The organism is Rummeliibacillus sp. TYF005, assembly GCF_003844195.1.
In the GTDB taxonomy this organism is placed as follows: domain Bacteria; phylum Bacillota; class Bacilli; order Bacillales_A; family Planococcaceae; genus Rummeliibacillus.
This window is the reverse complement of the sequence record NZ_ML122557.1, coordinates 1-13,510: the sequence shown is the minus strand read 5'-3', so window position 1 is coordinate 13,510 and position 13,510 is coordinate 1. Positions and strand designations below refer to the sequence as shown.

The window sequence follows — 13,510 nt, the reverse complement described above, 5'->3', positions numbered from 1 at the left end:
CCCTCTCACCCCCTAAGCTTAGGATCAAGTGCATCTTGCAAACCATCACCTAAAACATTGAATGCAAACATCGTTATTGCTATAAATAATGCAGGGAAAAACAACCTCCACCAATCCCCTGATAAGATAACCGGTAGTGCATCATTTGCCATCACGCCCCAACTTGCATATGGTGCTTGGATTCCTAACCCTAAAAAGCTTAAGAATGCCTCTGAGAAGATAGCACTTGGCACGGTTAAAGTCATTTGAACAATGATAGGTCCCATTGTATTTGGCAGGAGATTTTTTCGAATAATTCTAGACGTCCCTGCACCAAAAGATTTTGAAGCTGTAACAAACTCATAGTTTTTGATTTGCAATACTTGTCCTCGTACAATCCGAGCCATACCTACCCATCCTGTAATCGTTAAAGCCACGATTATTGTCGTTAAACTAGGTTCCATGACAACCAACAGTAAGATAACTACTAACAAATGCGGTAAACCGTATAAGATTTCAATGATTCGCATCATAACTAAATCGACTTTACCGCCTTTGTATCCGCTAATACCACCATAAATAATGCCAATTGTCACATCGATGATTGCTGCCATTAAACCTACAAACAGCGAAATACGAGCTCCATACCATGTTCTTGTAAATACATCGCGGCCTAATTCATCGGTACCAAACCAATGTTGCATCGAAGGAGCTTTGTTTTGATTTGGTAAATCAGTACCTGTTACCGAATGTGGTGAAAGCATCGGTATTAAAATAGCAGCAACCCCTAAGAATATTAAAAAGAACAAGCCTATCATCGCTAATTTATTTTTCTGTAATCTTCTCCAAGCATCTGCCCAATAAGAAAGTGATGGTCGAACAACTGTCTCTACTTTTTCAAGACCTTTTTCTTTTGGTTTGAACCATTCATCTTTTACTTCAACTTTATGGATATTCGTCATGATGCGTCACCTTCTTTTTTATGCAATTTGATACGTGGATCTAGAATGCCATAAACAATATCTACTAGAAATAACATAACGACTAGAAAAGTACTATAGAATACGGTTGTCCCCATAATGACGGGATAGTCACGGTTGTTAATACTTTCAACGAAATATTTCCCCATACCTGGTATAGCGAATATCTTTTCTATGACAAATGTTCCTGTCAAAATACTAGCTAGCGTTGTACCCATAATCGTAACGACAGGCATCATCGCATTTCTCAATGCATAGCGGATGATGATTTTCCATGGTTTAAGTCCTTTAGCTTTTGCCATTTTAATATAATCCTGTGTCAAGACCTCAAGCATACTTGCCCTCGTCAACCTTGCAATAATTGCCATTGGTCCTGTGGCTAAGGCTAGAGTTGGTAGCACCATATGCATCGGACTTTGCCAAGTTGCCGCCGGAAACCACCCTAGTTCTCCAGCGAAAACTTTTATTACTAATGTTGCTAAGATAAAGTTTGGTAAGGAAATCCCAACAACCGCAAACGTCATCGCTAAATAGTCAACCACACCATTATGTCTTAGTGCGGCAAGCGTTCCTAGAATGACACCCGAAATAACCGCAACTAATATTGTCACCATGCCCAGTTCAAACGAAATCGGAAATCCTCTACTGATCAAACTATTTACAGTCTCATTTGGCTTTTTAATAGAAGGTCCAAAATCAAATGTTATGATTGATTTTAAATAACTTACATACTGCGAGGAAAGCGGTTGATCCAACTTGTAAAACTTCTCCAAATTCTCTTGAATCGCTGGATTTGTTGTACGATCGCTATCCAATGGTGATCCTGGAATGGCATGCATTAAAAAGAACGTTAAAGTAGCAATGATTAAAATCGTCACAATCATCATCAAAAAGCGCTGGATAATATATTTCACCATAGAAATCTCCCCCTTTGTGTGTGCTCTTAGATGTCTTTAACAGTAGCGTGCTTGGAAAGCAAGCTCAGCCATTACTAACATTGCACGATAAGCTTCGAGAATATCCTTTGCTTTAAATTCAACGATTGTAGTCCCTTCAATAATTCTGGTTCCTGGCATTAAAGCAGCCCACTCTGCCTGACCATAATTCGTAAATTCAATTTTTAATACTGGCTTATCTGGTGGTGTTAATGGTTTAATGTCATCTTTTTTAACAATTGCTTCAGCTACTTTTTCAGCAACTAATTCTCTTGCCTTTTTAGGATGAAGTGTTTTTACACAAGAGCGTGAAATGGTTTCCTTCACGGCTGCTGTTACTACACCTGGTACAAGTGCTTCTATTTCACGACATGCACAATCATCACCCGCTAAAAAAATGACAGGTACCCCATAATACCCTGCCACATATGCATTGAAGCCAATTTCTCCTATTTCTACATCGTTTATAAAGATTGTTCGAAAACTAAATGTCATTGAATGACTCATTACCCCTGGCATACCTGCGCGTGCATGATATCCAGCAAATAAGACACCGTCAAAACTTGAGTCAACATTATGTACCATCGAAAATTGCTTAAAATCTCCGGATATTAGAGTTGCTTCTTCATGCAACTCTTCTACTAATAAATTGTTCATCTTAGAGTGACTATCATTCACCAATACTTCAGTAGCTCCATTTTTAAATGCAGATTCAATAATTGCATTCGCCTCTTGCGTCATGATTCTTCTGGAATTTTCATAGTTTCGCTCTGATGATGTGACAAAAGTATAATCAGGTAACCCCGTAATACCCTCCATATCTACTGAAAGAAAATATTTCATTAATCTCTCCCCCTATCAATCTTGCTGTCCTTATTGCTAGATTAACAAAAATATTTAGAATATTCAATTATTTATACGTAAGAAAATGTAACATTACTTTATTTTTACATAAAATACAATAAATAATCCTTTTGCAAAATAAAAAATCCAATTCTCATATGAAAATTGGATTTTATTTTGTACCCTACTCTACTCCAGGAAGAATAGCTAAGTCTTTGTTTTCTGCATCTAATAGGACATCTACGCCTAACGGAATTCCTACATTCGGTTCGCAATGACCAATCTTAAAACCGCTCACGACTGGAATATTTAAATCTTTAAAGTAGGATTCAAATAGCTCGTCTAAACTTGGCGAATCTTCGTATTCTCTTGGATGTATTTCAGTAAATTCGCCAATAACTATACCTTTTACTTGTTCGAATTTACGTGCTTGTCTCAATTGGTTCAACAATCCATCAATCTGAGCTGGCTCTAATCCGATATCTTCTATTAGTAGAATCTTACCGGCAGTGTCTATTTCAAATTTTGTTCCTAAACTATTCGCGATTAATGTTAGGTTTCCACCTGTTATCTCACCCCGTGCTGCTCCGCCACAAATTGTTGTAAGTGGTGAAATACTTTCATCGTAGTGAATTTCTGCAGGTTGGAATAATTGTTCAAACATATGCTTTGTACGTTCCATTACATTTTCGCGGCCAATACTTGATAAGGTAGGACCATGGAAAGTGACAATATCAGAAAACATACCGATTGCAGTATGCAAAAATGTGATATCAGAAAAGCCCCAGAAAATTTTAGGATTTTCTTCTAATAGTAAATAATCAATCTTATCAGCTATTCTTGCAGCACCGAAGCCTGCACTTGCACAAAAAATTGCTTTAATAGTTGGATCTTCAATCATTTCTTGTAAATCTTGTGCACGCTCTTGATCGGTACCCGCTAAATAGTGGTTATGTAGCTGAACGGTATTACCTAACACATAATGCAATCCTAATTTATCTAAAAAATCTAAAGCTTTCGTTAATCTTTCTATATTTGGAGGACTAGAAGGTGCAATAATTCCTACAGTATCCCCTTTGTGTAATCGTGGTGGACGTCTTTTCATATTCAAAACTCCTATGATAGTTTATATAACTATCCTCTACTTTACCAAATATCCGGTTAAAAAAGCGAATAGATGCCATTATCATGGCAGAATTTAAGATAAGTCAATTATCCATTTTTTATAGCTAATTTAACCGATGTTTCAATCTTTTCTTTAAAGATTCCTGTTTCATTTAAAGTCAATAATTCTTCCCTTAAATGATCTTCAAATAGTTGAACATGCTCTCCTAAAAATCGTTTACTGCCATAGGATGTTGAATAGATATTGCCAATGATCGAATCGACTGTCCATATTTGATCATAAGTTGGCATTTGATATACTTCTAAATCAAAAGGTGATTTTTCTATCACTTCTTGATGGCTTATTGTTGGATGTGAATATGTAGTATTTCCTGCTCTTCTTTCTTCACCATACCACTGTTGAACTACTTCATTAACTTTCTCTTGCCAAGGTAGGACTACTTTGTTTGGCGAATAATTATCGATGATTGCTACACCGCCATTTAAAGAAACCATGTCATATAATGTTTCAAGTACTACTGGACGATCCATCCAGTGAAATGCTTTTGCAATTGTGACCAATTTAAAAGATTCTTCATAATTTTTTCGATAGCTGTCTATATCTCCATTAAACCAATTTATATGCTCAGCTCTTATTTCTGTGGTTAACCTTTCTGCTTCCTGAATCATTTCGAGGTCTGGATCAATTCCAACAATTTGTTCAAACCAATCCGAGAATCTAAACGCTAATTGACCTGTACCGCAACCTAAATCCATCATTTTCCCATTACCATCTAAAGAAAATCTATTAACTAAAAATCTTATAAAAGAAGCTGGATATAACTGTCTATATTTTGAATAAAATTTTGCTGCTCCTTTAAATAAATCTTGTCCATAGCTTTTCATTTAAAGTCCCCCTTTTTAATTATTAACTTCTTCGTATTGCTAATAGTATCCACTTTCTTATGTATATAGTAAAACCTTATATTTCAAAAAAATAGAGAGCCCTATGTGATAGAGCTCCTTAATAATTTCACGATAATATGCTATATTTACATTTCTAAAGAATTTGCCTTCGGGTCATCCTTAAATTGAACATCCGTTTTAAAAATTGGTATTTTGACATTTAAACCATTCTTATTGTTAAATTCTATCCATTTCTGTTTTTCACGCTCTACAGCTCTATTCTGCCATTCCATCCAACCACACTCAGCACAATGGCTTTCCACATAACTATTTCCATGTGTATCTTTATGATGATAGAGTGTATTCGATTTGCAATTGTAGCAATAAATAATTTTTTCATCAGTTCGCATATACATAATGGCACCCTCCTATATTCATGGTCTACTAAAACCAGAATTTACAATTTGCCATTACTTTATACAGGAATGATAGAGAACAAATACTTAAAATCCCCACTGATGAATTTTTATTTTAATTTTTTCACTCTACTTGAATACTCTCTCCTCTTTTTTTATACCACCTGTAAAATTCCGCAGAATATGCAAGCGGCATATCGAAAACGCTTGTTACTTTAACAGGATTTGCTCGGTTGCTTACATAAATCGTTGAAGCTTTGAATTTTCTTTGAATTGGAGATGTTCTTACCTTCGCCTCAATTATATTTTTTCGCTTTGAAATAAGCATTTTACTGACAAATCCACCTGATTGCATTTGAATCAATTCATCATGAATTGAAAAATGGCTATTCTGGAAGTCCACATATCTAATAGTTTCTATTAGTATAAATAAAATGAGAGAAATCCACCAAAATGTCGGTATCCAAATGAATATTACGATTGAAGAAATAATCCAAATTATACTAGGTCTACATAATTTCAACCAAAGCACTCGTCTTTCAAGCTTTCTCGGTTTTAAATCGACTTGATATTCGGGTAAAAGTTCAGTAATAATCTGAAAAGCTATTTTCTTTGGAAGGAACGGATATAGCGTGCTAATATCGTCATCATCCTCATAACTACTAGATGTCACCAACTCTACTTCCACTAAGCCTAAGAGTTGTTTAAATAACCCTTGTTTTATATTAAATGCTTGAACACGAGATTTTTGGATCGATAATCGAGTTTCATTGAACAAACCTCTTTTAATATATATTTTCAAGTCATCACTTGAAAGTGTATAATTCCAGTATTTAGAAAATGTATAGCAAATAGATAATAGGAATGAAATGAGAAGAATCCCTATTAAAACAAACGCATCAATCCATAAATGAGATAAGATCAGTTCAAGAGACACTGTTTTTTTCACAAAATGAAATGCATCTTTGTCTTTAATTATTATTCCAACAGCGAAAGTTGGTACTACCGTCAAAAATTTCACAGAAGCAAATGAAGCTTTCAATAAATCAGGTATAGTGACTTGATAATGAATCTTCTGATCCCTTTGATGCATTGAAATAGTATCTTTACTATTATCATCTAACGGAGCAACTGGAGTTTTTTTGCTAAATACCAAATCTTCCAGCAAATTAGCCTCTTGCAAAGAAAGCATCTCGAATACTAGATCTTCATCTGTTACAGCTGCAGTTGAAAATACAATTTGCGTTTTACGAGAAAGTTTATGCAATATTGTCCTTTTTCGCTGAATATTTTGTACCCTATTAAAAGGGATAACTTGTTTGTTCTTAGTGAAAACACCAGAGTGAATATAAAAAGCACGATCATCATAGCCATACCTATAAGTAAACCATTTTAAAAATACAAGTAAAAACAAGAAAATGACGATAAAAGGGTATGCAGTCCACAATAAATGCCAAATATCATTCGTAGAGGTTTCGTTTAAAAAAATTAAGGCCAGCGTAGGGATAAGTAAAGACCTTATTAGCTTCAAATAATTTAATATTAGTTTGATGGATGTTATCTTTTTCATAGAAGGAACCGTTTCTATCATTCACTCACTTCCTTAATTTTTGCAAAGATAGCAATTTGATCTCGTAATATGTATGCTAGATCTTCTGGAATACCAGGAATTTCATGCATTGACCCCATCGTATGGACCTCAATATTATAGAGTCCAAATCTTCTCAAAATAGGCCCTTGTTCTAACAAGACAGATTGAACTTTTGTCATTGGTATTAACTCGTTTACTTTAAAAAGTTTACCGTTTTTTATTTTTATAAACTCTTCGTCAATATCATACCGCCAATATTTTTGTGTTAGATATGGGCTTAAGGTTACATCCCACAGAGCATATATAATTTCGATAATAACTAAAATAAGTAGCAACCATTGTAGCCAATGCCACCAATTAAAGTGTTCTGCAACAAAATATAATGTTAAAAGAATAGCAAAAATAATAATATTAGAAATAATATTACTTATACGCCATGCCATTTTTGCTTTTTCTGGCAATTTAGTCTTTGGTTGTTCAATCCAACCCTCCATCTACAATCATCTCCTTTTTCTAACCTTTATAGATTGAGAAACTCTAAAATGTTATATACTTCTATTTTAATATAGATTGGGCATTCATCGTGAAACAATCTATCTTTCTTTGATGTCGATTGAATTTTTAGATGTATTTTTTACTCACTCTAGTTAGATGATAAAACCAAATGTTACACTTGAAGAAAAGAAGAATGTAGGATATGCGATTATTTATTCTTTAGCTTTTTATAGAAAGAAGGATACCATGTTACAAGTAAATGTAGAGAATACAAGTTTAATATTAGAAGGAGGTACTTTTCGGACGCTTTTCTCTGGTGGTGTGTTAGATGCTTTTTTAGATCACCAGATTATGATGCCTTATATTGTTGGGATTTCGGCAGGAGCCATTAATGCATCTGCTTATGTTTCTCAACAAAAAGAACGTATGGTATACACATTATTAAATTATCGTCATGACAAACGTTATATGGGCATGCGTAATTTTTTTACTGAACGAAGCTTATTTGGTTTAGAATTTGGATACGATACGATTCCTAATGAGCTCTATCCATTCGATTGGGATACCTATCAACAATACAACGGTCAATTATTATTCGGTGTAACCAATGCCCATACAGGACAAGTTGAATATAAAGACGCTCTAGAAATGGATAGAAAATGTATGATGCTCCGTGCTACATGTGCTATTCCTGTACTCTTTCCAGAGATTAAGTTAGATGGCATCCCTTACTATGATGGAGGACTAGCCGAACCAATTCCCATTCACCATACCGTCGATGAAGGTTTTAAAAAGCATGTTATTATCCTAACTCGTCCAAAAGGTTATCGTAAAAAGCTAGATTGTCAAAGTAAGATTGCGATGAAACTTCTCAAAAAACGCTATCCTGCTATCGTCAAAAGTATGGAAACACGCGTCGACCATTATAATGAATCATTAGACTACTGCGAACAACTAGAAGCAGAAGGAAAAGCATTTATCTTCCGTCCTACAACTGCACTTCATAGCTTCGAAAAAGACCTAAATCAAATTCGTACAAATTATCAGATGGGATATGAACAAGCTGTTAAAAGAATGACAGAATTAAGGACATTTTTGCAAATCTAATATATTTGTACGCAAATATCATTGTAGAAATAAGCAATCTATGGCAATCTAAATAGTAAAAGTACACTAATTGGAGGAAAGTACATGGAACGAATCCCAAATTGTCCACAATGTCAATCGACCTACACATATGAAGATGGAGCATTATTTGTTTGCCCAGAATGTGCACACGAATGGACAGCTCACGAACAACAAGTTGCCGAAGAGGCAAGCATCATTCGCGATAGTGTGGGCAATCCTTTATCAGAAGGAGACACCGTTACCGTTGTAAAAGATTTAAACGTCAAAGGTGCAACATCGAATATCAAAATAGGAACAAAAGTAAAAAACATCCGATTTGTTGATGTAGATGGCCATGATTTAGAAGGCAAAGCCGATGGATTTGGCGCCCTTTATATACGTTCAAAATATGTAAAAAAACTATAATTTGCTATAAAGCAACAAATTTAAAGAACCAGAAAAGCCTCTATAAAGAATCCTTGCAAAATTCTTTATAGAGACTTTTTTATGTTCTTAATTTTTTTAATAGATATATTTAACAGGTATTTAAACATCTTTATAGAATTAATTAATTAATAGAAGACCAGAACGACTTATAAAGGAATTATTCCAGATGATTTTTTAAACAATTTATCATATGAGCAAAGAACTGAACTATGGATACATAATATTGGGCGAAAAAATAATTTTATATTAGTAGCAGAGAGTACTGAAGGGGAAATTATTGACTTTGCAGATTTCTGGAAAAGAGAAACGAATACAATACCCAATTCAAGTGACTTAACATCCATCTATTTACTTGAAGAATATCAAGGAAAAGGTATAGGAAAGAAATTACTAGAGCGACTGTTTCTGCAGATTAAACAATTAGGCTATCAAAGTTTTTTTGTTGATGTATTAGCCGAGAACAAAACACGCTATTTTTATGAATATTATAGTGCAAAATTTTACAAAACAGTTCAAATCAAAATAGGTGGGAAAATTCTCGATGAAATAATATATATATGGGATAACGTTGACAAGGTTTTAGAAAAGCTAAAGAACTAATAATGAGTTAGTAATCTTTAATGGAGGAAGCATAGTGAAAATTATTCGAAAATATTGGCTGTTATTAGTTGGTTTAGGTTTTTCTAATTTAGGAAACTGGATTTACCTTGTAGCACTTAATTTATTTGTATGGCACTTAACGGAATCTCCTGCAGCAATGGCAGGAATCTTTGTTGTAGGACCCACAGCAAGAGTATTAACAAACTTGGTGGCAGGCTCTTTTATTGATCGTATGAATAAACGTAGATTAATGATTATAACAGATATATTACGAGGGCTTATCGTTTTTTGTATGCCATTTATGGACTTTATCTGGCTCATCTATACATTCGTATTTTTAACAAATATTGCGAGTAGTTTCTTTGGACCAAGTAGTACATTTTATATTACAAAATTTGTATATTTTGAAGACAGGCAACGATTCAACGCTTTACTTGGCACATTTAATTCCGGTGCCTTTTTAGTAGGACCAGCAATCGCAGGTTTTTTCATCATGCTTTTTAATACGACTGTGACAATTTGGTTTAATAGTTTTACATTCTTAATGTGCAATGGCCATCTTCTTTCTCCCCAATATAGAGGGTGGTGAAGGTGATTTACAGCCACGTGTTACTTGGCAAATGTTCAAAAATGATTACATAACAGTAGTTTCTTTCATCAGAAAAAAACAATTATTTATATCGATCTATTTTCTATATCAATCTTCGTTAATGATTGCATTTGCTCTTGATTCTCAAGAAGCAACATTCATGAAGCAAGACTTAGCACTTTCAGATAGCTTATACGGAACATTTGTAAGTAATCTTTGTTATTTCATCTTCTGTTATAACTGCATTTCCTTTATAAGATAACAATTGAACAAGTTTTAATGATGGATCCAATTCATACATTATTTTCAGACTATCTGCACTAAAGGATTGCACAAGTAATTTCTTCTTGTTGATATTGTACTTATTTATAAGACGTAAAAGTTCTCCTTCCATCCCAGGGTATATGTTGGGTGATTTCGTTTCGATATAATAGCTAGCATTTTTTCCAAACTTCAAGAAAATCTCTTCAAGAGTAGGTACCTTTAACCCTACATACTCAGGCTTAGCATACTGTGGATATGCTTCATTAAACCAGCTTCCAGCATCCAAATGTTTAATTTCATCTAAAGTATAGTCTTTTACAAGACCTGTCCCATCAGTTGTCCGATCCAACTTTTCATCATGCATAGCAATTAATTGACCATCCTTGGTCATCTGTAAATCAATCTCAATATAATCACCATGCAGTTTTTCTCCCATTTGATATGAAGTAATTGTATGCTCTGGAGCATATCCAGAAGCACCTCGATGTGCAACGTTTTCCACATACTTATATTTTTCTTTAGCTATAGCTGTTTCTCCATTTGTTGCAAAGCTCGCTACTATTACAAAAGCACCCAGAACAGATAACCATTTTCTTTTCAATTCTAACATCTCCTCTATTAATAGACTTCTAGTCAATAATAGCAGGAGAATATTAATCTCTTTTAATAGGATTGTAAATTTTGGTAATCAGTAAAGTATTTATCGCATATGGAAGATTGATGTTTATCCTTTCTCCGATACATCTACACTTCGCGCTTATTAGACCAAACTAATGCATGTAATTGTGGCAATGCACGAACAGTGTTCATTTCTGGATCTTTGATGACTTTCTCCCATAACCATTCGAGTGATTTTAATAGTCTTGGATAAATATCACCTGTTTCATTTGGATTGTGATTGCCAACAGATAAAAAGAACTCAGCAGTTGGATAACGTTTGTGAATCCTCTTTGCAAATAGAAAGTCGTTGTCATCAAAAACAACTACTTTCAGGCTAAGTGCTTCTAGAGGAAGCCGGCTAATGATTTCATCTAATACAATTAAATCTGTCACCATGCCACTGCTAGGTGGTTTTGGAGAAATAGTAAGATCATCTACAAGTCTAAACCACTCTTGCCATTTTGAACCCTGTGTTTCTAATCCCACCTTAATGTTATCCTTTCGCAATAATTGAATAAATTCAGCCATTGGTTTTCCAATAAGAGCAGGATTCCCACCGCTAATAGTAACGTACTGAAAATTGTTTCCCGCTATTTCTTTTAATTCATCATAAATTTCTTCTGCATCTAATAAACGAATTCGATTCTTTTCAGACCCATCCCATGTAAAAGCAGAGTCACACCAATGACAGCGATAATCACACCCCGCTGTCCGAACAAACATTGTCTTTTGCCCAATTTTCCTTCCTTCTCCTTGAATGGTTGGACCAAAAATTTCAATTACCGGTATCTTCATGCCTTCTCTTCCCTTTTCGGACGATAAATACAATAAGATGTTGGTGTTTCTCTGACGATTACTTGCAGACATTTAGGCTTATTCGGTAAGGTTACCAAATGATTCTTTATTAGTTGATATATTTGCCTAGAAACTTCCTCCGTTGATGGAGCTCTCTTCTTATATTCAGGGAAGTCATTCAATAGTTGATGATCATATTTATCATGAACGATTTTTTTCAAATCACTAAAGTTCACAAGCATGCCCATTTCATCTAACTGTTCACCTGCTATCGTAAGGTTCACAAAATAGGTATGCCCGTGAGTGAAAGCACACTTTCCAGCTCTTTCATCTGGAATAAAATGAGCAGCAGCAAAATGCATATCTTTATTTAATTCAAATGGATATGGATGAGACGGCGGTTGCGGATAAAATTGTTGAAGCATAAAATCAAATCCTTTCTAGATTGTTTTATTTTTAATCACTACTAAACAAATAAATTGTATCTAAAAATTTGAAAGGTTCTTCTTTCCAAAAAGAAAACAGTACCACTAAGAAAGCAGTACTGTTTCCTAGTTTTTTTAGAGAGGGTATGCTAGAACCTCTATATTTCATTTGATTTAATTATAGCACAAATAGTAGTTACCTAGAAATAATGTAATTTAATCCCTAAAAATAATAATCAGCATTTATTCACCCGACGTATCAGATGCTGCTGCTACGGTAGCAATAGTAGTAGTCGCTATCATCGCTTGTTCAGCTTGCATTAGCATTTCTAAATTGTTCACCACGCTCATATCAAAGGATTCCTCTAAATTCGCAAGTTCAGGTAGGACCCTTTGCAAAGCAGTACTGAATGCCAAGCTTTTATACCATCGGAATAACTTCACCTTTGTTACTTCTTCGTAAAGAGCTGTGAGTTGGTCAATATGCTCTGTTTTTGCACCTGCTATAACTAAAAAACCGAGTAAAGGATAATGTTCCTTCTTCAATTTAACATTTCGCTGTACGAGGTCACTACGGATTTGAACAATATAAGGTACCATGTGTTCTTGATAGTCAGGGCTCTTAAAAGTCATAATTTGAGAAAGCCATTGCAAATGATTCCCTAATGAAAAATTATTATTTCGTAGTTCTGTATAATAACGATTCATCGTTTTTGCACGGAGTTCAGGTTCTTCTTCATTGTTACTTAGTAATACTGAATACGCCATGTCTTCATGCGATGTTAAGAAAGGATGGTGTTTGCGAATAGCGTCATACAATCTTTTTGCATGCTCAGCATGCGTTTGCTTTTGTTTCGAATCTTCCGTTAAAAAAAGAGCTGAAATATAGCTATATACAGATCGTTTGAAATTCGCCTGCTTTAGAATCTCCTCGTTCTTGATTAATTCACTTACTGATTGTTGTGGCTCTTTTTTTCCATCTAGCAACATCGCAACACCATAAAGAAGATTGCTACTACTACGTAAAGTGGAAAAACAGCTTGTTTGTTTTTTTATTTCTTCAATGATTGCTTCAAATGATGCATAAGAAAAGGTTTTCCCTGCCGCACTATAATGACTTGCCAGCATTAATAAAATTCGTTTATCAACCGTCCAACTTAAATAGTTAGCGATTTTTTCATAATTTGTCTGTAGCAACTCAATATACGCCTTATTTTTCATTAGCTTCACTCTTCTCTTCTTAGAATTTCATGAATGATCACGGTATCTCTATACCTTCTAAGTTTTTCTACGAGTTGAATAGGTATGAGGTTTCATAAATATATGAACTGAAGGAGAAATAAAGGCTCTTTGTAAATAGTTGGGGTGGGGACA

Annotated in this window: 15 protein-coding genes and 1 pseudogene; 4 read left to right on the top strand and 12 right to left on the bottom strand. The window is 34.5% G+C overall.

What is annotated here, in order from left to right:
* Positions 1–5 precede the first annotated feature (5 nt).
* The 8 genes from CW357_RS09710 to CW357_RS09675 all read right to left on the bottom strand — a co-directional run bounded on the left by CW357_RS09710 (position 6) and on the right by CW357_RS09675 (position 7,248).
* Positions 6–941 (bottom strand): ABC transporter permease, encoded by a 936-nt coding sequence (locus CW357_RS09710; protein ID WP_119414524.1) that lies wholly within the window; start codon positions 939–941, stop codon positions 6–8.
* A complete protein-coding gene (locus tag CW357_RS09705) occupies positions 938–1,876 on the bottom strand; it encodes an ABC transporter permease (protein ID WP_124217923.1) in 939 nt (312 codons plus the stop codon). The genes CW357_RS09710 and CW357_RS09705 overlap by 4 nt, the downstream gene beginning before the upstream one ends.
* 36 nt (positions 1,877–1,912) lie before the next feature.
* The gene (locus tag CW357_RS09700) at positions 1,913–2,737 is read right to left on the bottom strand and encodes a M55 family metallopeptidase (RefSeq protein WP_119414522.1); all 825 of its coding nucleotides are present in this window, start codon (positions 2,735–2,737) and stop codon (positions 1,913–1,915) included.
* Between the two features lie 184 nt (positions 2,738–2,921).
* Entirely contained in the window at positions 2,922–3,842 is a 921-nt protein-coding gene (locus tag CW357_RS09695; protein WP_124217922.1) for a S66 peptidase family protein, read from the bottom strand.
* 107 nt (positions 3,843–3,949) lie between these two features.
* The gene (locus CW357_RS09690) at positions 3,950–4,747 is read right to left on the bottom strand and encodes a class I SAM-dependent methyltransferase (protein ID WP_124217921.1); all 798 of its coding nucleotides are present in this window, start codon (positions 4,745–4,747) and stop codon (positions 3,950–3,952) included.
* Positions 4,748–4,893: 146 nt separating this feature from the next.
* On the bottom strand, positions 4,894–5,163 hold the full coding sequence (locus tag CW357_RS09685) for a hypothetical protein (protein WP_119414519.1): 270 nt from the start codon (positions 5,161–5,163) through the stop codon (positions 4,894–4,896).
* A 124-nt stretch (positions 5,164–5,287) separates the two neighbouring features.
* Positions 5,288–6,754: a PH domain-containing protein gene (locus CW357_RS09680; protein ID WP_119414518.1), complete on the bottom strand. Its 1,467-nt coding sequence runs from the start codon at positions 6,752–6,754 to the stop codon at positions 5,288–5,290.
* Positions 6,751–7,248 carry a PH domain-containing protein gene (locus CW357_RS09675; protein WP_119414517.1) on the bottom strand — a complete coding sequence of 166 codons (498 nt, stop codon included), beginning with the start codon at positions 7,246–7,248 and terminating at the stop codon, positions 6,751–6,753. The genes CW357_RS09680 and CW357_RS09675 overlap by 4 nt, the downstream gene beginning before the upstream one ends.
* 247 nt (positions 7,249–7,495) lie before the next feature.
* Between CW357_RS09675 and CW357_RS09670 the strand changes: the two genes are divergently transcribed.
* The 4 genes from CW357_RS09670 to CW357_RS09655 all read left to right on the top strand — a co-directional run bounded on the left by CW357_RS09670 (position 7,496) and on the right by CW357_RS09655 (position 9,992).
* Entirely contained in the window at positions 7,496–8,356 is an 861-nt protein-coding gene (locus tag CW357_RS09670) for a patatin-like phospholipase family protein (RefSeq protein ID WP_119414516.1), read from the top strand.
* A gap of 84 nt (positions 8,357–8,440) precedes the next feature.
* The gene (locus tag CW357_RS09665) at positions 8,441–8,782 is read left to right on the top strand and encodes a zinc ribbon domain-containing protein YjdM (RefSeq protein ID WP_119414515.1); all 342 of its coding nucleotides are present in this window, start codon (positions 8,441–8,443) and stop codon (positions 8,780–8,782) included.
* Positions 8,783–8,959: 177 nt separating this feature from the next.
* Positions 8,960–9,403, top strand: coding sequence for a GNAT family N-acetyltransferase (locus CW357_RS09660; protein WP_119414643.1), 444 nt, complete (start codon positions 8,960–8,962; stop codon positions 9,401–9,403).
* A 34-nt stretch (positions 9,404–9,437) separates the two neighbouring features.
* Complete coding sequence (locus tag CW357_RS09655; protein WP_164489576.1) at positions 9,438–9,992, top strand: MFS transporter; 555 nt, start codon at positions 9,438–9,440, stop codon at positions 9,990–9,992.
* Positions 9,993–10,212: 220 nt separating this feature from the next.
* Here CW357_RS09655 and CW357_RS09650 read toward each other — a convergent pair.
* From CW357_RS09650 to CW357_RS09635, 4 genes and pseudogenes are all read right to left on the bottom strand, one after another.
* A pseudogene (locus tag CW357_RS09650) lies at positions 10,213–10,866 on the bottom strand (glycerophosphodiester phosphodiesterase family protein); the annotation flags it as partial.
* A 134-nt stretch (positions 10,867–11,000) separates the two neighbouring features.
* On the bottom strand, positions 11,001–11,711 hold the full coding sequence (gene queE / locus CW357_RS09645; protein ID WP_124217918.1) for a 7-carboxy-7-deazaguanine synthase QueE: 711 nt from the start codon (positions 11,709–11,711) through the stop codon (positions 11,001–11,003).
* A complete protein-coding gene (gene queD / locus CW357_RS09640; protein ID WP_124217917.1) occupies positions 11,708–12,136 on the bottom strand; it encodes a 6-carboxytetrahydropterin synthase QueD in 429 nt (142 codons plus the stop codon). The genes queE and queD overlap by 4 nt, the downstream gene beginning before the upstream one ends.
* Before the next feature lie 243 nt (positions 12,137–12,379).
* Positions 12,380–13,357, bottom strand: a complete 978-nt coding sequence (locus tag CW357_RS09635) for a DUF4003 family protein (protein ID WP_124217916.1) — start codon at positions 13,355–13,357, stop codon at positions 12,380–12,382.
* Positions 13,358–13,510 lie beyond the last annotated feature (153 nt).